This window comes from Rahnella sp. Larv3_ips, from assembly GCF_003697865.1.
In the GTDB taxonomy this organism is placed as follows: Bacteria; Pseudomonadota; Gammaproteobacteria; order Enterobacterales; family Enterobacteriaceae; genus Rahnella; species Rahnella rivi.
Genome location: NZ_MJIB01000004.1, coordinates 1112021 through 1138033 on the forward strand (window position 1 = coordinate 1112021; position 26013 = coordinate 1138033).

The following is a 26013-nucleotide window of genomic DNA, read 5'->3' on the forward strand; positions in this document are numbered from 1 at the left end:
AACCATTTGTTTTAAAAATATTTTAATAGCCATCAGTCAGTGATGGCTATTAAACCATTCTATTATGATTTTTCAGCAATATTTGATATCGTAGCAGTATTAAATACCGAGGGAATAACCATGAGATCAGGTCTTGATGGTGGAAATTTAATCCTCAGCTCAATGGCTAAGGAAAGAGTTAAATCAGGTCTACTCGATAGAGCGACAATAGAAGGCTCTAAGGGCGAGTATACCGTCATTTTTGATGGTTCAGAGTGGGAAGGTAAGCCATTAGTCTTATGTAGCTCCAGACTGCCATACGAAGCACGAGTCTTCAAAAGCATTGATGGTGCAGCGGCAGAACTACTACGCATAGGTCTAAGTGAAGCTTCAATCAAAAACACCACAAAATCTAACGCTAAATAATCAGGTTTAAAATGGATATGCAAAAAGAAACGATTTTTTCAGAAGTTGAAACCGCAAATAGTAAACAACTTTCTGTTTTAAAAGCTAACTTCCCACAGTGTTTTGATAAAAATGGGGCGTTCCTTCAAGAAAAGCTACTTGAGATCGTTAAATCATCCGATGTTGAACTCTCTAAAGAGTCATACAGTTTAAATTGGCTGGGTAAGTCCTATGCCCGACTATTGGCTAATCTACCACCGAAGACGTTACTTACGGAAGATAAAGACCATAACCAACGCGATGAGAACAAATGCAGTAAAAATCTGTTAATCAAAGGGGATAACCTCGAAGTATTGAAGCATATGGTTAATGCGTATGCTGAACAGGTTAAGATGATTTACATTGATCCTCCATACAATACAGGTAAGGATGGATTCGCCTATAACGATGATCGCAAGTTTACGCCTGAACAGCTTTCTGAACTTGCAGGTATCGATCGTGATGAAGCTACACGTGTCCTCGATTTTACTGTCAAGGGTTCAAGTAGCCATAGCGCATGGCTGACATTCATTTATCCTCGTCTTTATATTGCACGTGAACTAATGAGAGAAGATGGAACTATATTCATTTCTATTGATAATAATGAATTCAGTCAGTTAAAACTGGTTTGCGATGAAATTTTCGGTGAGCAAAATCGAGTTGGTGATATTGTTTGGAAAAACGTCACAGATAATAACCCTTCAAACATTGCCATTGAGCATGAATATATTGTTGTCTACGCTAAGAATAAAGAGAAACTTGAAGCAGAATGGAAATCAAGCATTTCTGATGTTAAAGATCTGCTTGTTAATATTGGCGACTCATTAAATCAAAGAATAACTGACATTGATGAACTACAAAATGAATACTCTAAATGGTATAGAGAAAACAAAAGTGAATTATGGCCTTTAGAAGATTATAAATTTATTGATAAAAAAGGAGTATATGCCGGATTAAGGGGGGTACATAACCCCGGCAAAGAAGGGTATCGCTATGATATTATTCATCCAATCACGAAGAAAGCATGTAAGCAACCTTTAATGGGGTATCGTTTCCCTGAAAGCACAATGAATAATATGATTGATGAGAGGAGAATTATTTTTGGTGATGACGAAAATAAGCTCGTAGAGATCAAAGTATATGCTAAGGATTACAAACAGAAATTAAGTTCAGTTATCAATCTCGATGGTCGGTCAGGGTCAAATGAATTGAAAGAAATTTTTCCGGAGATGACGCAGCCATTTGCCAATGCAAAAACTGTAAAGTTACTAGAGGATTTAATTTCTTTCGCATGCGACGGAAAAGGGATTATTTTAGATTTCTTCGCTGGTTCTGGAACAACTGCACACACTGTGTTTAATTTAAATAATAAAAATAAAACATCGTATCAGTTCATTACTGTTCAGTTAGATGAACCAACAAAAGAAAAAACAGATGCGTTAAAGCATGGTTATAAAACAATTTATGATTTAACAAAAGAGCGATTAATTAGAGCTTCTCAAAAAAATGGATATCAAGGGTTTAAAATATTTCAATTAATGACTAATTTCCGTGAAAAAAATGAAACTGAACTAACATTGTCTAACCATACATTCTTTGATGATGTTGTACTGACTCCTGAACAGTATATCACCCTATTGACTACATGGTGTGTGTATGATGGTAGTTTGTTAACAACACCAATCGAAGATGTTGATCTCAATGGCTACAAAGCACACTTGTGCGATGGTCGTCTGTATCTGATTGCGCCTAATTTCACCAGTGAAGCACTGAAAGCTTTACTTCAAAAACTAGATTCAGACAAAGACTTTGCCCCTAACAAAGTCGTGTTTTATGGCAGCAACTTCGAAAGCGCAAAACAGATGGAACTTAATGAAGCACTAAAAAGTTATGCTAATAAAAAATCTATTGATTTAGATTTGGTAGTGAGGAACTAATCATGTCTAAAGGGTTCACATTCGAAAAGAATTTACCCCATCAAAAGGCTGGCGTTGATGCGGTAATGAATATTTTTGTTTCCGCTATACCTCATCAGACGGATCATGTTGCTATCCGCCTGTTAGCTAATCCAGAAATGAATCTGTCTGAACAACAATACTACAACAACATAAAAAATGTTCAGGAGTTCATTGGTATTGAGCACTCAAAAGATAATTACGATGCTAAAAGTAACGTCATTGACGTTTCTATGGAGACAGGGACAGGTAAAACCTATACCTACACAAAAACTATTTTTGACCTGAACAAATCTTTTGGCGTTAATAAATTTATCATTATTGTTCCTACCCTATCGATCAAAGCCGGAACAGTTAACTTTTTAAAAAGTGATGCTTTAAAAGAACACTTTCGAGATGATTACGAGCGAGAGCTAAAGACTTATGTTGTTGAGAGTCAGAAAAACTCTAGTAAAAACACAAAATCGTATATGCCTCAAGCTATTCATGATTTTGTTGAAGCAAGTAATTTCAATAAGAAATATATACACGTTCTTGTAATCAACTCCGGGATGATTAACTCCAAGTCTTTAACTGACACTTATGATGTTGGTTTGCTTGATAATCAGTTTGATACACCATTTGCTGCCCTTAGCGCGGTAAAACCATTCATCATTGTTGATGAACCTCATAAGTTTCCTACTGGTAAAAAAACATGGGAAAACATTGAGAAATTTAATGCTCAATATATTATTCGTTATGGTGCAACTTTTAGTGAAGGCTATAAGAACTTAGTTTATCGCCTGACAGCCGTAGATGCATTCAATGAAGATCTTGTTAAAGGTATTGATGCTTACATTGAAGATATTGTTGGTGATGGTAGCGCCAACCTCAAGTTCATTAGATCTGACGGAAAAGAAGCCACGTTTGAATTGAATGAAAATGGTAATAAAAAAACATTCAAGTTAGCCAAAGATGAATCACTATCTAAAATGCATAGTGCGATCCATGATTTAACACTGGAAGCTTTAAACAAGAGCACTGCAGTATTGAGTAATGGTATTGAGCTAAAAATTGGTAGCTCGATAAACCCCTACTCTTACGATCAGACGCTTGCTGATAACATGATGCTTAAAGCTGTCAAAGAACACTTCAAGTTAGAAAAAGAGTATCTAACACAAAGACCACGTATAAAGCCTCTGACGCTTTTCTTCATTGATGACATTGAAGGCTATCGAGATGGAAATGATATTGCTGGAAGCCTGAAAACTAAATTTGAAGCGTTCGTTTTGGCAGAAGCTAATAACCTACTGAAAACAGAAAAAGATGAGTTTTATAGAAACTACCTTGAAAAAACTGTCAAAGATATATTTTCTGTTCATGGAGGATATTTTTCAAAAGATAACAGCGATAAAGATGATAAAATTGAGCAGGAAATCAATGAAATCCTTCATGACAAAGAGCTTTTATTGTCTTTAGATAATCCTCGCCGTTTCATTTTTTCTAAGTGGACGTTGAGAGAAGGCTGGGATAACCCAAACGTCTTTCAGATTTGTAAGCTACGTTCAAGCGGTAGCACCACATCTAAACTTCAAGAGGTAGGACGTGGTTTGCGTCTTCCAGTGAATGAATACATGTGTCGTGTGAAAGACCGAAATTTTACTCTCAACTATTATGTTGATTTTACGGAAAAAGATTTTGTCGATTCTCTTGTCAAAGAGGTCAATGAAAGCTCTTTCAAAGAAACTGTTCCCAGTAAGTTTACTCAAGAGCTTAAAGATAAAATCCTATCTCAGTATCCTGATCTTTCATCAAGGATACTCATGAACGAAATCTTTGATGCTGAAATCATTGATGAGAATGACAACTTCAAAAATTCTGATTCCTATACACGCTTAAAAGGTAAATACCCGGCAGCATTCCCTACCGGGGTAAAACCAAGCAAAATCAAAAAAGCCACAGATGGAAAAAGACGCACTAAAATGCGTGCTGGCAAGTTTAGTGAATTGAAAGAACTGTGGGATTTAATCAATCAGAAAGCGGTGATTGAGTATAAAATAAACAGCGAAAATGAATTCTTATCCATTTTCAAGTCATTCATGCTCGAAGAAACACAAAGATTTACTAAATCAGGCGTCCATACTCGCATTGATAGAATTTATATTCATAATGATACGGCAATGTCGAAAAGTATCGTCAGTGACGATGATGATTTTGCTAAACTAAACACAATGAGCTATCGAGAGTTTCTTGAGAACTTGTCACAAACTATGTTTGCTAAACACAATACCTTGCATAAGGTTTTTTGTGATATAAAAGACACTATCAATATCACTGAATATCTGAACATTCAAACAATCAGAAAGATTAAATCTGGTTTTAGCAAGTATTTGTTGAACAATTCATTTAACAAATTTAGTCTTGGATATAATGTGATTTCAGGTTCAATTCATCCTACAAAGTTCACTAATGCAGACGGTGAGCCTGTGAATGAAGTATTATCAAGTGATCTTGGTATATTGAATGACAACACAAAACCACCATTAGATTCTTATCTTTTTGAAGAAGTCTTTTATGACTCAGAGCTTGAAAGGCTCAACATATCAGATGGGGAGATCCAGTCTGTAGCTGTTTTTACAAAGATACCGAAGAACTCCATTAAGATCCCGGTAGCAGGTGGATACACCTATTCCCCTGACTTTGCATATGTTGTCAAAACAGTAAAAGGTGATTATTTAAACTTTATTATCGAAACAAAAAATGTAGATGGAAAGGATAGCTTAAGACTTGAAGAAGAACGTAAGATAAAACATGCACAAGCACTATTCAGTCAAATAAGTAAATCTGTCAAAGTCGACTTTAGAACACAATTTTCTGCAGACAGAATAGCTGAACTGATTAAACAAGTTGGATGATAACATTTTATAAATGGAAAAGGGCCTTCCGGCCCTTTATTTTTTCCCTTAAGGGAACTCTCCATTGGAGAGAATATATATCCCCATACTTGGGGCAACGCAATCAGCCCATTGGGCTGTAAACCACTCCCCATATATGGGGCAATCAGACACTTCATGAAGTGAATATTCTCAAGGAACTCTTATTAAATACGACATTAAATACTGATTGTCAAATATATTTAACTACTTTTGAAAAAAACATTATCATAACAGCTAATTACGAATGACTTTAATCCGCTATGAAAGTCTGGAGTATTAAACCGAGTTCCTGACACCTTATCTATCTTATATCTCATGTTATATTTATGAATATCATGGCAAAGTATATAACGACTTTTCGTTATTATGATGGGGTCACTAACTCATTTTAATCACCACAACAAAAATTAATCTCACTTCGCTTTTATGAATATATCATTCCTGCCTACCCACCATATCCTCAAGAAATCTTTTCCCTCGTAATTTAATTCTTGCTTTAGCCTCCGAATTAATATTCGATGATTGTAATATCAGTCCTAATATTAACTCTTTATCCACCTCTTCTACTTTACAGCCCACAGCTTTAGCTACTTCAGCACCAAGAATGATCTTCAGGCGTGTCTCAGCACTCTTTGATAAAGATTTCTCTTTTGTCTTAAGGCGATTCAGACGCATCTGCGCTGATGCTATTTTTTGCTTGATTGTTTTTTCTGTTCTGGGCTTTTTGTTTTTATCTTCCACACTCATAATTACTTTTCCTTTTAGTTATTAAAAACATGAAATACTATTAAAAAAGGAAAAGATCAAACTATAGGTAGCAAGCTGAATAGTTTTTATTTCAAATTAAACCACGCAGCGCAAAATGATTGTTTCAAACAATCACCTGCTGAACAGGCTTGCCCTGTTAATGAAGGGATTCATCCCGAAAAAATGGTGTTTTGGTTTTATAAATAACACAACAGTATGTTCAAAATAAAATTGTGCAACGCATACGCGAGCAATCACTAACATTAAATGTCTGATGCTCTCCCCGTTACTTATTTTATCAAATCAATGAAAACAATTTCACCTGCCGTTTTTAAACTTTGATTTCTGACCTTAACCTGTGAATTGTGCAACGCATAAAAGCATCTGTTATTCTCTCTATTTTACCTAAACCTCGCTTTCCCGCCTTACGGCGGGAGGGGAAAAATACTACGTTTGCCCTTCCGGGCGCTCACTAAAGCCCAAACATTCAATATTATCCCCCTACCTCAGCCGTTCATCCGATTCTACCTCTGTTAATTTCACAGACACTAAAACTAGTGTTATTAATTAAGGGTAGGAAAACTTTTTACATTATCGTTATTTTTAGCTCCGTCAGGAGATATAAAAATAAAGCAATGCCCACCTATACACTCACTTCGTGAGCGTGTGGGGTCTACCGACGGTTGCCTGCCGCAGGCTAAAAGAAAGGTCAACGTCAACACCAGAGTTTTTCTTACGGAAAACTAAAACCAACATAGTCGCATTGGAGATTTATATTTTGGTTTGATATTTAAATTTATATTGAGGTTGCTTTATTGTATGGCTATTTTTCATCTTGATTTTAAAATTGTGAAACGAAGTGAGGGCAGATCTTCCGTTGCGAAAGCTGCCTATCATGCTCGTACACGTATAACAGATGAAAGAACAGGTGATACGTATGATTATAGTCGCCGTAAGGATCTGTACGGGCATTTCATATTAGCTCCAGTTAATGCTCCTGAACATATCGTAAAAGACTCCACAGCATTGTGGAATGAAGTCGAACGAGTTGAGCGCCAGAATAACGGTCAAACATCCCGTTATTTCGATATCGCCATTCCTGCCGAGTTAAACAATGACGACAAGAAAAAGCTTGTCCTTGAATACTGCCAGAAAAATTTCGTTGATAAAGGCATGATTGCCGATATCGCTTTTCATGATCTCGATAGCGACAACCCACATGCTCACATTATGTTGACGCTCAAAACCATAGGCCCGGAAGGCTTTGGCAAAAAAGAAAGAAGCTGGAACGACAGAAAAATGTCTGTGTTGTGGCGTGAGTCATGGGCTTCTATTGCTAACAGCTACCTCGCTGCTGCTGGCTCATCAGAACGTATTGACCATCGTTCTCTCCAAGCCCAGCATGAGGAAGCATTATCCAATGCGGCTGTTGCTCTGGATAATGAAGAAAAAGCGCTATGGCTTGCTAAAGCCGCCGAAACAAACCGTCCTCCAATGAAACGTATTCACAGTGCCAAATGGCGTAGTAAGGCTGCTCAGGAGCAAAGAGCCGCAGAACAGGCTGTTCGTGATGCTGCCAAGCAAGAAGCCGTTGAAGTCTACAAAACATTCACCGAGCTTGATCTTGAAATCGTCGTTGATGTCAGAAGCTTCACCGTGGCTGTTCTTGCTGAACCAGAAGAGATTGTATTACCAGAAACGTGCTCTGGCTCTTCTAACAGTGAAACACAGAAACCGGTACTGGTAGCACCCACTCCTCATACTCGTATGCGTGGCGTTAAATCCTATCGTGATAAATCCAAAGTCAGTAAGGTTGTTGCTGGTAAGAAACCATCTGTCAGTATTTCTGATTCTGGGACAAATACTATTCTGAAAACATTCTCCTCTCAAAAACCAAACAGGGCATCCAGACGCGCCCCTGAACGTGCTTCGAGGAAACCGTCTACTCCACGTCAGGATAATATCTTTAAACATTTCACTGCCCTTTTAGTTGATTTTATCAGGGATAAATTCATATGGGCTAAAACAGACAAAGCTAAACTTGATATTATCAGTGAAGAGCATGATAAACGTATTGCTGAAAATTATGTCTTTGATGAGGTGTTAGGCCGTCATATTTCTCGAACTGAATTTGGGAGAAGATCTAATTTCAATTGTGAAAAGGACGAACCAATACCTAATGAGAACAAGCGTTTTCCGAGTCGTCTGCTCAAACCAATAGCACCTAAAAAAGATTTCGAATGCACACTAACAATTTCGGAAGATAGGAATAATTCAGTACCTAAATTGAAGCCGCCAAGATATCAATTAGATTGAGAGTACGTACGGGGTTAGCCCTTGCAATGCTATTTATCTGGTTAGAAATGTTAATCATTTTAAAAAAGATGTTTTTGCTGATACGATTAATAATTTTTTCAGTTTTAATATACTTTAGAAAAATGCAATGGTAATAGTGAGATTAAATAGGGTAATTCATTGTTTATCGATTGAATATGAGACCATAATTGCTATGGCCTCATGATTTTTCCGTCACTGAATATACTTCAAAAAAGAAAATATTTACTATGAGAAAATCACCTCATCAATTGTTATATTTTCAAGCGTTTTTTCCTCGTCACTATTAAATATTAAGCTATCGCAGAAGATGATATATGCATTAAACATATCTTGTGGCTCAAATTTATTGATTCCATTATATCTTAAACTGTAAATCAGAGTGCTGTATGCACTTAGCAAATAGCTATAAAGATGATCCACTAATTGGGGTCTGATATTTCCGTAGTATGCTCTATGGGTTATTTTATTCCTTACCTTATAAATCCTATAAAGTTGAGACTCAACATCTTTTTTAGTATCATTAAATCTATCATTTATTTTTTTTGAGTTTTCGAAGGATTCAAATATTTTTATGAGTCTAAAAACGGCAAAGTCGTCCCCCTTGGAAACTAACTCATTGAAAATTTCATGCCTGTTTTTTTCGATTTTCACTATGTCAAAATATTCTTTTAAAGAGAGATCTAGGAATTTAGATTTCTGATTTCCCGTGATTTTTAAAAGGCTATCTGAAATAGGTTTCAATCGAGCCTCTAATAAATCTTTAGAGTATCTAATTCTAATTTCTAGACTTTGAGCACTATAGAACGTAGGGATGTGGTTAGTGATTCCAGAAATGATATTACCTGATGTACTCTCGAAAATACATTCAAGAGCTATCCATACGCCCAGCAATTTTTGCTCAAGTGAAGTTGACTCTTTTGCAACTCTTAAATACCTTAAAGATCTAGTCAGGACATCATATCTGTCTAGTTTTATAGACTCTCGTAATAATACCTTAGACTGAAGAGGTATATTTTCAAGAATGCTGTAATTCTTACTCGTAATGAATTGCTTCAATCTGCCTATATTTATAGTTTGATGATGTGTAAATTTACCATTCGAAAACCCTGTAAGACATACAGGAGAATATCTAATATTATATTCTGGTTTCTCTATTTCTAAATAATCAATAACTTTATCCAGTTTTTCATTCGCCTGCCACGCTGCGGAAACGTAGTCTGTTGTATTCACAACAACTTTAGCTAATACCGAAGATTCAGCTCCTTGTGAAATTTTATTATAGTCTTTTTCATCAATAATACCTTCCCGATTGATAAAACTCACATCGAGGATATTATTCAACTCAATCAGATATTTAGATAGGGGTGTAATAAGAAAATATACTGTATAATCATGAACCCTAACAGTTAACTTATCAAGACAACTACTAAATTGAGCGGAAAAGTCTCTACTACCATAATTCTTAATTCTTGTAAGATATTCCATTCTATTATATAAATAAGTTGGTGAGTATCCCTTCCACAGGAGGTAGCCAATAAAGCTTTTTGTTAATTGATAAATGGAGTCCATTAAACGAGCTTTTTTGCTCAAGTCAACATTTGACAAAACAGATGACTTTAGCTGTTTTTTTAGTTCATGATAATAGTCATCTTCTTTTGAAGATACCAATTTAACAATTGTTTTTAATTCTAAAAAATAATTACTGGATATTGAGTCAGGAACAGTCTCAAGTTTTTTTAACAGCGTGGCATGTAAATTTTTAAAAACATCTTTTGCTATAGAGTCTTTTTTTAAATTACTTTTATAATCCTCTATCGTTGATAATAAGCTTTTTTTACTCTTATCATCTTGTATATAATCATCAATGGCCTCTACTAACTCTTCGGCCCCTGACATTGTATTAATCATTTTAGATTGATAAAATGAAGGAGTATTCACGTACAAAATCTCCTTCCAAACCTCTATAAAAAAACGAGCCCTATAATCAGGCAGGTTTAGTCCCTCCCAAACGGTATTGCTGAATAGTTTCATGATGTATTTCCGCAGCTTAATATTTATATATTTTTAAATAACAACTTATCTATTATATCACAAATAAAATCAATATAGAATAGTATGTTATTCCTGCGGCGAAAGAATGAAAATTAGATAGCATAACGTTTTACAATATATTGATAAAACTAAAATTTGGATTTTACCCCACCTAGTCTTTAGACAAAATAAATTATATTTTTAAACAACCACCCTAAAGAAAATAACTAATCCACTATAAAACTCGCAATAGCGATTATATGTAAGCGGATAGTTTATACCGCCGTGCATATAGATATGTAAATAGGGTGGGGAGTTAAGCTAGATTAACTTTCTCACTTACCTTTTTGTCTCCAAAGCAATAACAAAAGGAAACTTACACATACTAAAAAATATTAGCCCATATAAAATCATCTTAATTTTTTAAATGACACTTTATGTCTTTGTTTTAATCTATAAAGCATATTCTAGTTATTCTATTGCAATGTTTTCATTTTAACATTTATTGAATCATGTAAAGTAAATCGCTTATTTATAAAAGCCACATCTTTGATTGAAATGTGGCGTATCTATTAAGAGCGCTATTTACATCCTTCGCTTAAACACAACATTCTCAGAGAAGATAGCCTTGCCAGCCACAAACCCAACAACCGCAATGATTGGTAGGCTGATAGTAGCTCCCGCCATGCCTGTAGACATTCCGATCAATATAGACAGGCCGAAGGTCAATAATATAACCACGAAAGCATACCAACCGGGGTAGGCACCATATAAAACAGTCGCCATGCATCCGGTGCAGACATGAACACCGCGCTGGCTCTCTTTCAGGCAAAATGGGCACTGGATTGTATTGTTTGCCATGATAGACCCCTTAGATCGCTTTCCAGCCATTGCTGGTTTTAACAAGATTAATCATGCTCTCTTCAGGTTCATTCATACCCTTGACGCTGGAGAACGCTTTTTTGTCCACCCATGAAGGAACATCCGCCAACTTCCATGTATAAGACACGCGAACAATTTTCTGATTATTGTTTCCCGGTTCGGTCCATTCCTTTATCTCAGAAACTTCCCGATGACCGACACAGGCACCATTCTCACGGTCCCAAAACTCAACCTCTTGGCCTTTATCTGTTACTTCCAGAACATCAACATTGCTAAAGCCATTTGCCTGTTGTGAAACAGTGAGCAGCCCCTGTTCAACAAGACCATTCAGGATTTCATCACTGGCACTGTATCCGGCAGAACGGTAGCCACGGTTAACCTTAACCGGAAAACCTTTGTTGAATACAATGTCGTTGCCCTGCAGGGAGTAGCACAGCTTTGATTGTGATATTTTCGCGTTGATCGCTTTTTCAAAGTCGCCCTTCTCACCACATCCCGCCAGAAAAAGAGCTGTGCCAGCAACGAGTAAAATCTTCTTCATCTTCCTATCCATCCCGATAATCAAAAATGCTGTTATGTAGAGGTAGCCTGCTGCGCACCAGTAGCCGTTACAGCTTGCTTTGACAGGCATAACGAAGCAAAACCACCCGATTAACCAATTGATAGGATTCAATTATTTTTGTGGTCCGTCATATCGTTTGTAACGATCAAAAACAAAATAACGATAGATATCACCTATCGTTAAATTTTCATCGATCGATAAAGCCAATTAAAATACCGATCGATAAATCATCTTCAATCGTTATAATCTATCAATAAGTTATTATCGATCTGCAATACCGATCATTTTCTTGCTAGAGGAATCGTTAATGAGTAAAGTAAACCAGAGGGCCACCAGACAGTTTACGAGCTAGTTCAAGGGATAGAGCGTTGAACCATAAGACAAGCGGCTAATGTCGATTTATGGCCTTTAGATAGCTTTGATTAATGCAACATCAGGGAAAGCCACAATGAAAGATGCCATTAGCTGATTGGATAAAAAGGTCATAGGCTTCTTTCACTATCAATTGACAAAACTTTTTTGATCTCCAGCGACAATACAGCGCTGGTTAAGAACTCTTTACGCCTATTTTTACGTTTTACTGTTCATATGGAGTTAACATGAAAAAATTGTTTATCGCGGCACTGATGATCCTGCCCCTTACCGCTTGCACTACTTATGGCAACAAATCCCTGAAAGACGAATCCCAACAAACCGTAAAAGTAAAAATCGTTAAAGGGAAAACTACCCAGCAAGATGTTATTAACGCATTCGGTGAGCCTCAGACGCTAGCCACCAATGATGGTCAGGAAATGTGGTCCTATTCCAGCATGTCAGGCGAAAGCCAGATCTCGAACTACATTCCCGGATTGGCCCTGCTGAAGAACAGCAACACGGCTCACATGAACTCGCTTGAGATCTGGTTCAAAGGTAATGTTGTTGAGCGATATAATTTCAGCCAGACGGCGAGTAAGGTTTCTCGTGGGTTGTTGGATTAATTTAATTAAAACCAAACGAGTCATCTAATTATCATAGTGCTAATGAAGCTGGATTTACTCTGGCTTTATTATTGCTGAATTATAGCCTTTTAATGCTGTTATTTATTAGCCAAATAAAATAAACGAATCATAATAAATATCATATCAGACTACAGTTTTTTTTAAAAAATACATCAATCACTAAAAGTCAAGTTACTTTCTTTTTTATTTTCAAAATAATACAAAAACATCACAAAAAAATAATAAACATTGTTATTCATTCGTTAATGATATAGGCGACATATCTTAACACTTGAATGGCTTGACATGAAAATAAAATATCATTATTTTACTATTTATTTCTCATATGGGTTAAGAAAATAAATGTCAATCTACCTGCCAATTGTTGAGCAATTCTCACCCAGATTTGAAATATGGGAACAACGAGACCCTACACATGATGAGTTAATGGATTTCTATCATAAAAATAAACATTTTTCATCGCCAAAAGTAAATATAAAATTGATACAATATGCCGAAAACATGCATGATGCCGCAAGATTAATTATAGCAGGCAGCGCTTCTAATGATTTAGGTAATCATATTGATAATAATTTAACGAATTCTAATGAATACAAAAAGTGGCGAGAGTTGATGCCTTCAAGAACACCAAAAACGCTGGCATTTTATCAAAAATCTTATTCTCGAGACATGAATTTTGATGATGTTGATGAAGAGATAATTTCTTGCGGGAAGTTACTCACTCAAAAACAACAACTAGTTCATGGTGGAAATATTTTTAACAATGAACCTATCGGAACAATTTTAAAAATGAAAAGGCCACTATCTACATCCTTATGCCCTGTAGTCGCTCAATCTAATGCACTTTGGGGGGGTAAAGCATATGAAGAGAATGCACTAACTCTGATAGTTCTAAATGTTATTAATCCTCAAACAAAAGTATTTGTTTTCCGACATAGTGGAACTAATTTAGGCCACGAGAAAGAAGTTTTATTTGCATCTGGGGCTACTTTAACTTTACGAGGTAGAACTGAAATGGGTGGTTATATAAATGTCAGCAAATTCTCAGGTACCATGTGTCATAAAAAAGCGGTACCAAGATATGTTTTAAAAGTTGATATTTCCTAAATTAATCTGTAGCGACAACAGCGATCTTAAGCCTATCAACAGCCTGAGATAACGCCTCATAGAGATCGCCCTCAATCTCATGCCCTAACTCACCGTTCCTGAACATTACCACATAGCCATTGGTCAGATCTCGCATATGGGTAAGGTTTATCGGCTCGATAGCTATTCTGATGTCTGTACCTTTGTATTCTGCAACTGGATAGCCCATATCGGTGTGAAGTACGATACCGCCGGAGGCTTCCAGTTCAGATAAGAAGTTATTTTCAGCTATGGCCTCACGCAGACCCTGCAGGCCAAGAAAATTCATTAATGCGGGTTCGTCTGGTGCGCTAGCTTTTACTCTGCCACAGTAATGGTAATCATCCAGAACACTAACAGAGTGTGTTAGGATGCTGAATATTATAGGTTTTGCTTTCTGACATTAATGATTTTATTGTCTCTTCACTGACTTGGCTGAGTTCAGAAATCAATCTTCCATACACATTTACCATTCGCGCCTTATCGTAATCATCTGCTGATTCGGACAGAAAGAATGAACCGTAATCTTTGATAAAGATGTTATTGTCATTTTCGAGAGTAAGTTTTATTCCGCACTCATTCTCTTCAACATCTTTAACTATACAGGTCATAAATGGTATGTTTTCATTGGCGTTAAAGAGCGTAATGATTTTAATATTATTCATTGTTTGATTTTCCTTTTTGTTTTATTTTTAATACCATATTTGTTTTAGAAAAATCAAATTTAACTTAGGTTGTATAAATAATATTTCATACAACGCTTGTATATTAAGCATTCCCGATCATCTTATTTACTCAATCACTACACATCATCTGTGTTAATACCTTTAAATATTATCCCAATCTAACAGTTTTTCTGGTGGTAAAAGAGTTGCTGCCTCAACAGCGATACCTCCTCCCATGCTTTTACTCATCATCGCTCCTTGGTGCTTTTTAGCCTGTAATCTTGCGATTAACAAATCTATATCTTCTTGGCTACTTACGTATTCTATGACTGACTCAATTGATCTATCTTCTTCTTTAATATTTTTATTTCTTCGGTCAGTGCTGGTAACACTTTCGGGTTGTTCTTCCATCACTTCTTTCTTTTTTACAATCTCTGACACAAAGCGAGCACGATCACCATTGAAGACAATGGCTGGGTTTATGAAATACCAGTTTTTTTCATTAGTTTTAGCAATAATACGTTTCTCTATAAGTTCTTTTATCCCCCTGTAAAAAATAGACTCAGACAAAGCAAAGTGATCTATTTTTTCTGCGAGAGACATTGCTTTTTTACAACTCAGATAAAAGTGATCTTTTCCAATCGCATCCTGATATATACGTAAAAAGATAAAAAACACTTTGTAAGCTGTTTTCGTTAAATCAAAGTACGCTTTTATCTGGGAGGTGTAGAGTTTAATGAACTCTTCTTTATCGACCTCTTGGGTATGTACGATATTGGCAAAATAAGTTTTGCTGGTATCCTTCCTTTCAATAAGTTCTGTTCCTCTTGAAACAGTCAGGTTTCTTTTTCTTGTTTCAATCTTTAGCTCGGTCTCAAAGCAAAAAGGATTTAAGCCTAAATCTAAATCAACTTCTATTTCATTCATTTTATTCTTACCTCTTGTTATTTTATTTAAAATAAATTAAACACCATGCACAAAACAGATATCAAGTTTTTTTGCGAAAATATTTTTAAAAGCGCAAGTATTCCAGTGACTATAATTTAAAGCACAGTCATTTTTAGTCTATAAAATGACATAGAAACTGACTACAGAGTCAGGAAAGCTCACTGTACAGTCAGGAATACTGACCACAGAGTCAGGAAAGCTCACTGTACGGTCAGTCGCGTATTTTCTTCATAAGCCTTATACCGCAAGGGCTACAAGCCGATTTTGTCTTAATTTAATTTTGCAAGAAGTAAGAGATAATACTTAAGAGGATATAGAGAAACCGGGCGATTTTCATGATCGTCATATGGGGTTTCGATATTAAAATGATCAGTAATGTCTGAGCGTAATTTATTTTTTATTTCACCGTTTCCTTTCTATTGCATTAACATCTTTTTGAAAATCACCATCCTCTATGAGCTAACGCTCATGTGCTGAAGCACGGCTACGCCCTAACACTGACATTAATATATTTTCACCTTGATAAGCTAGTTTTCATATTGGCTAGGAAAGTCGAAAAGGATCGGATTTAGATCGTTTCATCTTTCTATTGTAAAACCGATCCCATGATAGAGTTTAGTGTTAAGTTTATAAAATAGGTTATTTACTCTTCAACATATGAAATATATTCACAGAATCAGCACTTAGTGATTGTTCAAGACAATCACATTGCTGGAACAGGGTTCACCCCTGTTGATGATGGATTTATCCATAAAGAATAGCGGCGTAGCCGCCAGTTAAATACGTTATTGTGACTGGTTATTACCTGTCAATAAGATCTTCTGGTAAAACTCTGTCACGTTTCATTTTCCCCCATATTTTTTGTAGCCTCTCACCCCTTAGCTCTTGTGCCTTTTTCTCACCAATCTCCAGATAGTATTCTTCACGGCGCTCCGCTACTACCTTACGGAACTTATTCAACAGTTGATTCAAGGTTTTTAAATCAGTTTTAGCCGCTTCAGCTTGGATTTTTCTATACATAAACATAACGTGGAATTCATCAATCATATTGAACGCCTTATTTTTATCGTTCATGTTATTTCCCTCTTTCGAGGGAATACTCATACCATCTAAAAATCAAACAACTGTCATTTTCAGCTTCCAGTAAACAGGATCTTGATTTTCATCCTGATTTATATTTCTTGAAACAAGTTCAATGATATGCTCAAGATGCCAATGTAAGATGTCATCCTTTAAATCATTTTTATTGATACCAGAAACATCATTTTTAATAGAGTATTCCATTATCTCACGAGTTATAATCACATCATAAATAACTTCTGAAAGTTTACCCCAACTCATAATATAGATTGCTGTTTCAGGATCATTTTCATAAATATTATATATCTCATTACAGAATCCTTGTAAGATGTCAGCAACAAGTTCATTTTTTGTTTTATCATAGCTGTTCAATACAATCTCTTTCATTTTTTCACCCTCACTTTTCAGTTAATATTTAGTAAAACATTAGTTGTTATAACCGATATTTATTACGACACAGTCATACTCCAACCCCAAATCATCCACTAGCTCGTTATTAATAAATCGATTTAACTCATCAAATATATTTTTATCATCCATGATTTCTTCTACTGAATACCCAGTAATGGCAATAAATATTTCAAAACGCTCTTGAATAGTATTCATTACTTCTGGAGGTCCATCACACAACACGCTTACAACTACAGACATTTTATTTGTCATAGAACTTTGTTCGTTGTTGTTTATCATTTATATTTTCCTCTTATACCTTTTGTTAGCCCCTTACGGGGCAAGATTATTTTTTTACTTTTTAAAGTTTTCTGAATACTCGACTAACATGGAAGCGACCAGTTCAAAGTTAACCTGATTAATATCACCACTATTACCTTCTTGGGCAGTGAACCTTTCAAAGTTGTTCTGAATATGATTAATCACATGGATAATAAATGGACTCATGAAATCTGGGTCATCCAAATAATCATTGGCGTCACCATCACCATTAACTTCCATGAACATATTCCAGCTTGCGGCAAACGACCTACAAGCAAGGTCATAGAACAGTTCAGTTGATTTATTAATACCTATCTTATCTTTAGACATATTTATATCCTCATAGTTAAATGCTTATTTAATTCATCGTGTTTTTTATTAGCCCCTTACGGGGCCTAATACGCTGTTGTTAGCTCATACCAAAAAGCAATGCTTTTATATGGACACTTTTCATTTCCAATATAACTTTATTCATATCAACATAAATCAGTCTTTCTCTTTTACCAGCTTCTTCCATATATCCATCAAAACGCTTAGCCAGATGATCTTTAACATGTGAAAGATACGATTCCGTTCTATTATTATCTAACATAATAGATGCGACTAACTCATGATCTCCTTGCTCTTTATATATCAGCATTCCAGCTACATAAAGATACTTTGTCATATCATAAAATGTTTTTGTGGATAACTCTTTGATACTTTCCATTTCTTGATTATTCATTTTATTTCCTCTTGTTGTTATTAAAATATTTGTTATTCAGATACAGGACGTGAATCAGAAATGATTTTCTCAATCCAAGCATCAACCTCACTTTCAATAAAGGCGACTGCTCTTACACCTGTTTTTACCTGTGAAGGAAAGCGTCCAGATTTAATAAGCGCATAAATCCACGTTTTCCCAAAACCAGTTCTTCTTTTTACTTCGGGTAAACGAATAAGGCTTTGTTTTTTGTTTGCTACGATTTGAACCATATTTATCTCCTGTGTTTGCGATGGAAATAATTGTATGGATAATGCTTGTAAAAAACGAGGTTGGTTCACCAGCCCTGAACAGAGGGGAAGTTCAGGACCAGTGAATTTAGGGGATTTTTATGAGGGGTGAATACCGGGGACGTTCAGGCTTAGCGACTGTCCCTTGTTTTCTTCTTGTCTTCAGGTTTGTCATTCATGCCGATGACAGCAAGGATATCTGAACTCTTCACGTACATGTTTTTTATGAAGAAATCATTTAACGACTTGAAATAATTATCATTATTCAAAAAATCATAGGCTAACGGGTAATCAGTATCTTTGATTTGCTCGCTGCCTCTGGCATAACGTATATCGGGGTGTAGGAGGCCAGCCAACACAGGATAAGGGATTTTTTGCTTGTTGAGTTGTTCCCATCCGATAAGATCCATCAAAGGGATGATCTTGTAATCGAGTATCTTTTGGAATGTTTTATGACCAAAACGGAAATCCTTTTCCGGTGGCTTAGGCGCTTTCAGGTGCTTCTGCCATTGAGTGATAAGCACTTTTAGGTGTTCTGCCAAATCATCACTGCTGGCTTCATTCAGATCAATTTCAACCAGCATCTTGTTGGAAGGGTTCAGCCCTCCCTGTTTCAGATATTCAGATATGTATTCTGAACTCACTGAAACATCATCTTTCTGATCAGAGTTTTCCAGCCTATACATTGCCCGCCCATAGTTGAACAGTGAGTTCCTTGTCATTGGTCGGACTGCATAGCTATGGGCCAGCATATGGCTGTCAGAAACCCATTTAGCCTCATGTATAACTTTACCAGAACGGATCAGGGCATCATGGTATATCGCCAGCATTTGGTTCTCTTCACCTGCTGTTTCCCATTGCTGTCTGGCTTTATAGGCAAAAATCCGCCTTTCTAGCTCGGCATAGATTTGTTCTAGCGTTAAATCTTTCAGCACTTCATAGCGGCTTACATCAAACCACTCAGTGAGTGCTTCTACCATCTCCGCTTTAGGCATCTTTTTGGTCATTGTTTTCTCTATAAATGTTGGCTTTGAGTTGTGATAAAGCTATCTCATTCAACAGCATAGAGAAAGTGAAAAAAGATGTCAGGCATCCCAAGATAGGGGCATTAAAGAATTGAATGTGAAGTTGTGAGTTCAACCGATGGATGCAGCACACTGATTGAACCGTTCTACGGGTGATTCATAGTCTAGCGTTTTTATCGGCTTCTCGTTTGACGTTAAAGCATTCAGCCGCCAACCCTACCTTAGAGTTGGCGGCTGAAGTAAGTACGTTACCTTGCGGTTCTGCTTTTCTTTACGAATTAACCAAACGCTGATAAGCAGATACTCTTCCAAGATTAGGGACTTGAGCCTGTGTGGCTGCTGCGATGTGACCCAGAGCTTGAATTACAACTTGGTTCGTAGAAGTAAATGTTGCAGCCAAATTTTTATATCTCTCAGCACATCTGGCTATAGAAACTCTGGATGTAAACTCACTATCTAAGACAAGCCTTACAAACTCTTTTAATTCGTTGTCACCAAACTTAGCAATCATCTGATCGTAATAATATACAGCCCCATTTGAAATCCCGTATCCATTACCCAATTTACACATAATTATAGTTTTGACATAATCCTTCCTTACTGCGTCCGGTATAATTCCAGTACTGGATATATATGCAGCCAAAGCTGAAGCATGAGGAGGTTCACTGTGAAAATTATTCCAGCCGCTGTGAGCTTGATACAGATTATCTATCTTTATTGACATTTCAACTGATAATGTATCAGCAGGTAAATACGGTAACCCACTAACAATAGTCAAAAATTCGTTTGCTGCATCACGCCGAGAGTTCTCACCGTTTGTAGCAAATGACTGGTATTTTATGCCGCAATTATATTTCGCACTATCAGATGCTAAGGTCCAACAGTCATTTGCAATACCTTTAATATTGTTTTTAACTTGCACTGATGCGGAATCATTTGTATACATTCCAAATATAGTTCGCAGGAGAGAATTTAGAGCATCTAAAGGTAGAGTTTGCAAGCCTGTTCTAATATGGGCTATAGCGGTCGAATCTAAAGACTCTTGCTTGATGCTTAGTAGAAAACGATTTACGTTTAGGGCTGCAGGCTCTGGTTGCTTTGATATTACTTCTTTTATACAGGTTTCTAACCAAGAAACTAATTGGAAACCAGTTAGCTGATTCTGGTTAGGGTGTGCTGCGCTTGCCCAATTTCTCATATCCCTTATGTAATCTAAGTGTTTAAAACCTAAATCTGAAAGTAGACCTGTTAGGTGACACCCCCTAATTAGCTCCCACTCCTCAACCTTTACAAGATCATCAATGGATCTTAATTTATCACGCCTTTTAGGATCGGTTATTATACTGTCATAGAAATAGTCAATATCATTTAATGAAACCTTCCATCTCAAATTAGTTACAGTTTCATTCCAGAGAAAATTCAAAGCAGCATCAAAGAGACCTGCGCCGCATGCCGCGACAAATTTTGATAAATATAATGAGTCAGAGCGGGTTTGTACCGTCATGTTACTGATGACATCGGGAAGATTTGAAATAACTCTGTGACGTTCTGAATTCTCTACAAGAACATTATTTGTGGGCAAATCTAAACTGGATAGGTAGATAGCAAGTGATGTATTAAATTGGTCAACTACAGTTGTTACACTTTGAGTGTCAACAACCAACAAGTTATTTGCCATTTTCATTCCTTTTCATTAGTTTATATACCTCAGTCGAAAGTTCTGAAAGAACCAACAACGACTTCATTAATTATTTGTGGAGGTCATTTGAGAACCCCCTTGATAGGTCTTCTCGTTTGTTACGGACTTTTAAATCTAACCACAATTTAAACGAGCTGAACCAACTGATGCAACTAAAAAAACCAAGATCAGACTGTCATTTTAGCTACCAAGGCCAACTATAGATCAGAGCAAAAGATACCTTTACTGACTTGCTTCCCATTACCAATGTCACTACGCAGCTTGTAGAGTGAGCATTGTTATTTCCGCTTCACGCCCTGATACATTCGACAAGCTTTTTATGGCCTAAGTAAGGGGGAATGTCGCTCAAAGCAACCTGTCGCATAGTATGTATGTGTCTCATGATTTGCTGGAAATGAACAAGTGGATGCAGGTTTTCACTCATAATGAATTCAGCTTCAACCTCATCAGCTTCAATCTGATAGATAAGGTTAAAAATTGAGTTAAAACTTCATAACAATCTGTTTTATAGACATAAATACCAAAATTAAACTGACAATATGACGTTGAACATAATAATGTTAGAAGATAGCAACAGACAACACGTTATAACAACAACCAATTGTTTTTAATTGACATTTTATGGTTGTAGATTAAATAATGATGGTAAAAATGCTGGTAAAAAATCACAGTTCTTACATACAGCCATTAATAACAGGAGTCACAGATGAAGTTCGAGTCCAGTCAGAGGAGCCAAATTTAGAGAAGCCCGCTTAAGGAAACTTAAGCGGGCTTTTTGTTTTTGGGCGTCATATCCAGAGTCAGTTTTGATTACGTTATGGCAGCGAGGGCAAGGAGCAACGGTATTATTGACGGTCAGTCAATAAAGGCGTGGTTGGATGAGCACATCCCTGACGTCGTAACTCGGTTTGAAATTCGTTATCATCCGCTCCCACTTTCCGTCCGGGTTGCCTGATGTCTACGATTATCGATACGTTTATTGCCCCGCCGTGCCATGACCAGATTGAGACGCTGTATCAGGATGACCATCTGGTGCTCATCAATAAGCCGTCCGGTCTGCTCAGCCTTTCGGGCAAAAATCCGCAAAATCTTGATTCAGTGCATCACCGGCTGGTACAGATATTCCCCGGTTGCACGCTGGTCCACCGCCTGGATTTTGGGACATCCGGTCTGATGGTGATTGCCCGCAACAAAGCGGTTAATGCCGCCCTTTGCCAGCAGTTCAGCCTGCGCACCGTCACCAAAGTGTACAGCGCGCTACTTTGCGGACATCTGGACCAAGATGAAGGGGTGATAGACGCGCCGATTGCCAAAGATCCGGCGCTTTTCCCGCTGATGTCAATTTGCGAACTCAGCGGCAAACCCGCGCGTTCTGGCTATCAGGTCATTGAGCGGTTTTATCAGGAACGGGATGACGGGGCGCCACTGCCGTTAACGCGGGTACTGCTCACCCCGGAAACCGGCCGCACACATCAGTTGCGGATACACTGTCAGCACACAGGCCACCCTATTCTGGGTTGTGACCTGTATGGCGGACTTTTGCTGCCGGGAACCGAACGGACACCGCGCCTGATGCTGCATGCCAGTGAACTGCATTTTGTTCACCCCGTCAGCCAGGAGCCGATGGTTGCCCGTCACGAAAGTCCCTTCTAAACGGGTTTATTACCACATCAAATCATCAGGCACTTTGAAATCAGCATAAGGATCTTCTTCGTCTTGCTCTTCCTGACTCAGCACGCTGTTGAGCACGATACTGCCCGCATCGCGCTGCGCAATTTTATCCGCGACGCTTGCCGGGATGATCGCGTATTCGCTCTCGCCGTTGCTATCAACCAGCAGACGGGCAATCGCCAGACGCCCGCTGATCAGCTGGCTTTGCGTCGTTTTATCCACGTAGATCTTTTTAATTAAGTTGCTGTCGGTGAAGTTAAAACCAATGTCGCCTTTGGCGTCAGTGATTCGGTTCATCTCAATCAACTGCTTAACCTGAGCCTTATACTCTTTAGATAAGGCCGCCTGTTTTTGTTGTTCGCTGAGCTGTTTGTCACGCTCAAGCTGGGCTTTTTTGTTCTCTTCCACAGCCGCCCTTGCCTCACGGCTCTGAACACGTGATTTTTTAGCCGTTCTTTGGACTTTTTCCATTTTCTTGCTGGAGACTAATCCGGCTTTCAGCAACTGCTCTTGTAAGGTGAGTTTTGTCATCTTCGTTTCTAAACCAGTTTAAAAAATTTGTGGGATTATACCTGTAAATGGCGGGGCTGTGTCAGGTTGCAGGATCGGATTAGGGTAAGATTTGCGGTTAACCAGCCCCTTGCCCGCTCCGCTTTCCGGCTTTCGGCACGAGGGAAAAAAACGGGCGTTAACGTGAATGATAGTCAGGGCTCCCCCCTGACGTTCCCATCATCGGCATCCTGCAGGGTTTCCCAGGCGATGACCCGGTTCTTTCCCTGGGTCTTGGCCTGATACAGCGCGCTGTCGGCGTTGGCGACGGTGCCGTTTACCGGGGAACCCGGTGCATGTTCGGCGACGCCGACGGAAACGGTAATGCGGACATTGTCCGGCCCCTGACTGGCACTGACATGCTCCTGGATTTTCAGGCGCATTTTTTCTGCCACCGGCAGCGCGTTGACGAGGCCGGAATTGAGGACGATCAGAAATTCTTCGCCGCCATACCTGCCGACGAAATCATTGCCGCGAATATTCTTTTTAATAATTTTAGCCACCGTGCTGATAATTTCATCGCCAAACGGGTGACCGAAATTATCATTAATTGATTTGAAGTTATCGATATCCAGCATAAATACGCAGAAATTGCTGCTGCTGTTTTCTTCCGCTTCTTTTAAATAGAGATCAATACTCCGGCGATTACTGACGCCGGTCAGCGGATCGGTTTCTGAGGCTTTTTTAAAATAATTTTTACTGGTGGAAAGGTCGGTCAGTTTTCCAAAAGAAAAATACAACACCATCAGGAATACCAGACTCATCAGCGTTTTGACGATCGCCAGTTCCCAGTACCCGTTGTCGTTGAGTGCGGAAATATGTGACAGCAAATTAATCGACTGAGCAATGCTGTAGGACAAAATGACGAACATCATGCCTTTACGATGTGTCAGGCTGAATCCGGTCAGACAGATAAAATAGATAATGGAAAACACATCGTAATAACTGGTTTTCCCGAAAATAAATAGCGTGCTTGTTATAAAGCCTAAAATCAGCACCGGGTAGCCGTAGAAGATAAAGCCAAAGGTAACCGGAGCGATAATCACGCTGTAAAGACTGGCATGATTGACAGACCCTTCCTGAAAAATATAAGCGCTTGCCAACCCGAACAGCACGCCCAGGCCGCACTTCACCAGCAGGCTGTTTTTCTGCGTAAACTTCACATATAAAAAAGGAATTGAAATACAGGTATAGGTAATACACATTCCGACAAGCGTATTTATTAACGTTTCTTCCAGGAAAAACATCATCAATCTTTCCAATATTGTGCGGACTTAATGTGCGTAATACTAACATTTCCCGAAAAGCAAAACAAAGCACCCGGAAATAACATTAATTACAATTATCCGCCGCGTACCAGCGACTTAACACCATTAATACCATGAAGTTAAATGTGCATTATTTTATTGACATGAAACGGCAGTGATAAATAACGCACAGGGCGGTATCGGGAATATTTCCCTTACCGCCCTGCAATATATCGAAAATTGAGCCAATCCTGACCGGAAACACGCCGGGCAGGCCGCTGCCCTTTTCAGCCGTTACGCCACCGCCACCGCTTTGGCGTCCAGCGCTTTGTGAATTGCCGCTTCCAGTTCGTTGATTTCGAATTTGGCGACGTAACCGTCAGCCCCGACTCTGCGCACGTGATCTTCGTTGGCGCTGCCGGATAAAGAAGAGTGGATGATCACCGGAATATTTTTCAGGAACTCATCGCGCTTGATATTGAGCGTCAGCGTAAAGCCATCCATTTCCGGCATTTCCAGATCGGTTAATACGAAGGAAATTTTATCGGAAATCGGGCGCCCTTCGGCTTTGCACTCTTCGGCCATTTTGCGGATTTTATTCCAGGCTTCCAGACCGGTGATATGCATCTGCGCCGGAATTTCCATCATGTTCAGGCCCTTCTCAAGCATCGAACGCGCCACTTTGGAATCTTCCGCCACGATCGCCACCGCGCCGGGTTTGAGAGAAAACGCTTTGGTTTTTTGCTTATCGATGGACACGTTGCCACTGGACGGCACGATGTCATAGAGGATTTGTTCGACGTCGAGCACCAGCGCCAGGCGGTTGCTGGAGGTATCGTTATCCAGACGCGCAATGCTGGTGATGTTGCGGCTCTTCACACCGGATTCCGCAGCCAGCACCTGGCTCCATTCAAGACGGACGATATCGTCCACCGATTCCACCGCAAACGCCTGTGTACTGCGCGCATATTCGGTGACCAGCAGAATGTTCAGGCCGGTTTTAGGTACACAGCCCACCACGGCAGGCAGGTCGATCACAGGAATAATTTCACCGCGAATATTAGCCATCCCCATCATCGGCGAGGCCATACCCGCCGCTTTCGTCAGCGCAGGCATCGGTACGATTTCACGGAGTTTAAACACGTTGATACCAAAGAGTTCAGACTTTTCTTCATCTGGCGCAGAGCCCAGACGGAACAGCAATAATTCAAAGCGGTTAGATGAAGTGAGGTTCGTTCTCTCATCGATGTCTTTCTGAAAATTGTCCATACTTTCCCCAGGCCTGTCGTGATTTGTTTTTGTCTGTGATTACGCTGTGCGTCATTCGGAAAATAAGGAATTTCATTCTCTTTTTTCTCAGAGGGACATTCTTTTTATCGGCTGGTCAGGGGCAATTCTTTAGAGCGAAGAGAAAATTGAGCGGAAAGTTACCCGGTATCGCAGAGGATAC

25 protein-coding genes are annotated in these 26013 nt (G+C 38.4%); 7 read left to right on the top strand and 18 right to left on the bottom strand.

All coding sequences use genetic code 11. From position 1 onward, the window contains the following. Nucleotides 1-42 precede the first annotated feature (42 nt). The 3 genes from ED901_RS07335 to ED901_RS07345 are packed head-to-tail and all read left to right on the top strand — an operon-like array spanning nt 43 to nt 5272. Nucleotides 43-405: a hypothetical protein gene (locus ED901_RS07335; RefSeq protein ID WP_240993884.1), complete on the top strand. Its 363-nt coding sequence runs from the start codon at nt 43-45 to the stop codon at nt 403-405. Nucleotides 406-422: 17 nt separating this feature from the next. After that, nucleotides 423-2360 carry a site-specific DNA-methyltransferase gene (locus ED901_RS07340; RefSeq protein WP_205965086.1) on the top strand — a complete coding sequence of 646 codons (1938 nt, stop codon included), beginning with the start codon at nt 423-425 and terminating at the stop codon, nt 2358-2360. 2 nt (nt 2361-2362) lie between these two features. Then, complete coding sequence (locus ED901_RS07345; RefSeq protein ID WP_122095468.1) at nt 2363-5272, top strand: type III restriction-modification system endonuclease; 2910 nt, start codon at nt 2363-2365, stop codon at nt 5270-5272. A gap of 456 nt (nt 5273-5728) precedes the next feature. On the opposite strand, the gene ED901_RS07350 is transcribed toward ED901_RS07345, so the two are convergent. Then, nucleotides 5729-6040, bottom strand: coding sequence for a conjugal transfer protein TraD (locus ED901_RS07350; protein ID WP_122095469.1), 312 nt, complete (start codon nt 6038-6040; stop codon nt 5729-5731). Between the two features lie 819 nt (nt 6041-6859). Between ED901_RS07350 and mobQ the strand changes: the two genes are divergently transcribed. Then, nucleotides 6860-8356 carry a MobQ family relaxase gene (gene mobQ / locus ED901_RS07355; RefSeq protein WP_122095470.1) on the top strand — a complete coding sequence of 499 codons (1497 nt, stop codon included), beginning with the start codon at nt 6860-6862 and terminating at the stop codon, nt 8354-8356. 246 nt (nt 8357-8602) lie between these two features. On the opposite strand, the gene ED901_RS07360 is transcribed toward mobQ, so the two are convergent. The 3 genes from ED901_RS07360 to ED901_RS07370 all read right to left on the bottom strand — a co-directional run bounded on the left by ED901_RS07360 (nt 8603) and on the right by ED901_RS07370 (nt 11831). Beyond that, on the bottom strand, nt 8603-10408 hold the full coding sequence (locus ED901_RS07360; protein ID WP_122095471.1) for a hypothetical protein: 1806 nt from the start codon (nt 10406-10408) through the stop codon (nt 8603-8605). 585 nt (nt 10409-10993) lie between these two features. After that, a complete protein-coding gene (locus tag ED901_RS07365) occupies nt 10994-11269 on the bottom strand; it encodes a hypothetical protein (RefSeq protein WP_122095472.1) in 276 nt (91 codons plus the stop codon). A 10-nt stretch (nt 11270-11279) separates the two neighbouring features. After that, on the bottom strand, nt 11280-11831 hold the full coding sequence (locus ED901_RS07370) for a membrane lipoprotein lipid attachment site-containing protein (protein WP_122095473.1): 552 nt from the start codon (nt 11829-11831) through the stop codon (nt 11280-11282). A gap of 620 nt (nt 11832-12451) precedes the next feature. On the opposite strand from ED901_RS07370, the gene ED901_RS07380 reads away from it, so the two are divergent. Further along, nucleotides 12452-12829, top strand: a complete 378-nt coding sequence (locus ED901_RS07380; RefSeq protein WP_122095474.1) for a hypothetical protein — start codon at nt 12452-12454, stop codon at nt 12827-12829. A gap of 363 nt (nt 12830-13192) precedes the next feature. Next, entirely contained in the window at nt 13193-13957 is a 765-nt protein-coding gene (locus tag ED901_RS07385) for a hypothetical protein (RefSeq protein ID WP_122095475.1), read from the top strand. Between the two features lies 1 nt (nt 13958). On the opposite strand, the gene ED901_RS07390 is transcribed toward ED901_RS07385, so the two are convergent. The 11 genes from ED901_RS07390 to ED901_RS07440 all read right to left on the bottom strand — a co-directional run bounded on the left by ED901_RS07390 (nt 13959) and on the right by ED901_RS07440 (nt 21075). Then, nucleotides 13959-14264, bottom strand: a complete 306-nt coding sequence (locus ED901_RS07390; RefSeq protein ID WP_122095476.1) for a hypothetical protein — start codon at nt 14262-14264, stop codon at nt 13959-13961. 64 nt (nt 14265-14328) lie between these two features. Beyond that, nucleotides 14329-14640: a hypothetical protein gene (locus ED901_RS07395; protein ID WP_122095477.1), complete on the bottom strand. Its 312-nt coding sequence runs from the start codon at nt 14638-14640 to the stop codon at nt 14329-14331. A gap of 162 nt (nt 14641-14802) precedes the next feature. After that, complete coding sequence (locus ED901_RS07400; protein WP_122095478.1) at nt 14803-15567, bottom strand: hypothetical protein; 765 nt, start codon at nt 15565-15567, stop codon at nt 14803-14805. A gap of 822 nt (nt 15568-16389) precedes the next feature. Further along, complete coding sequence (locus tag ED901_RS07405; protein ID WP_191931183.1) at nt 16390-16635, bottom strand: DNA-binding protein; 246 nt, start codon at nt 16633-16635, stop codon at nt 16390-16392. A gap of 69 nt (nt 16636-16704) precedes the next feature. Beyond that, nucleotides 16705-17055 carry a hypothetical protein gene (locus ED901_RS07410; protein WP_122095480.1) on the bottom strand — a complete coding sequence of 117 codons (351 nt, stop codon included), beginning with the start codon at nt 17053-17055 and terminating at the stop codon, nt 16705-16707. Nucleotides 17056-17094: 39 nt separating this feature from the next. Further along, complete coding sequence (locus tag ED901_RS07415) at nt 17095-17331, bottom strand: hypothetical protein (RefSeq protein ID WP_122095638.1); 237 nt, start codon at nt 17329-17331, stop codon at nt 17095-17097. Between the two features lie 81 nt (nt 17332-17412). Next, nucleotides 17413-17709 carry a hypothetical protein gene (locus tag ED901_RS07420; RefSeq protein ID WP_122095481.1) on the bottom strand — a complete coding sequence of 99 codons (297 nt, stop codon included), beginning with the start codon at nt 17707-17709 and terminating at the stop codon, nt 17413-17415. 79 nt (nt 17710-17788) lie between these two features. Then, the gene (locus tag ED901_RS07425) at nt 17789-18103 is read right to left on the bottom strand and encodes a hypothetical protein (protein WP_122095482.1); all 315 of its coding nucleotides are present in this window, start codon (nt 18101-18103) and stop codon (nt 17789-17791) included. A 32-nt stretch (nt 18104-18135) separates the two neighbouring features. Continuing rightward, on the bottom strand, nt 18136-18354 hold the full coding sequence (locus tag ED901_RS07430) for an AlpA family transcriptional regulator (RefSeq protein WP_011094449.1): 219 nt from the start codon (nt 18352-18354) through the stop codon (nt 18136-18138). A 149-nt stretch (nt 18355-18503) separates the two neighbouring features. Beyond that, entirely contained in the window at nt 18504-19379 is an 876-nt protein-coding gene (locus ED901_RS07435; protein ID WP_122095483.1) for a DUF6387 family protein, read from the bottom strand. A 289-nt stretch (nt 19380-19668) separates the two neighbouring features. Then, complete coding sequence (locus tag ED901_RS07440) at nt 19669-21075, bottom strand: hypothetical protein (protein WP_015730176.1); 1407 nt, start codon at nt 21073-21075, stop codon at nt 19669-19671. Nucleotides 21076-22050: 975 nt separating this feature from the next. Here ED901_RS07440 and ED901_RS07445 point away from each other — a divergent pair. After that, on the top strand, nt 22051-22749 hold the full coding sequence (locus ED901_RS07445) for an RluA family pseudouridine synthase (protein ID WP_122095484.1): 699 nt from the start codon (nt 22051-22053) through the stop codon (nt 22747-22749). A 9-nt stretch (nt 22750-22758) separates the two neighbouring features. On the opposite strand, the gene ED901_RS07450 is transcribed toward ED901_RS07445, so the two are convergent. From ED901_RS07450 to ED901_RS07460, 3 genes are all read right to left on the bottom strand, one after another. Continuing rightward, complete coding sequence (locus ED901_RS07450; RefSeq protein WP_122095485.1) at nt 22759-23298, bottom strand: DUF2058 domain-containing protein; 540 nt, start codon at nt 23296-23298, stop codon at nt 22759-22761. Between the two features lie 173 nt (nt 23299-23471). Further along, nucleotides 23472-24566, bottom strand: coding sequence for a GGDEF domain-containing protein (locus ED901_RS07455; RefSeq protein ID WP_122095486.1), 1095 nt, complete (start codon nt 24564-24566; stop codon nt 23472-23474). A gap of 291 nt (nt 24567-24857) precedes the next feature. After that, nucleotides 24858-25832, bottom strand: a complete 975-nt coding sequence (locus tag ED901_RS07460) for a chemotaxis protein (protein WP_122095487.1) — start codon at nt 25830-25832, stop codon at nt 24858-24860. Between the last annotated feature and the right edge of the window lie 181 nt (nt 25833-26013).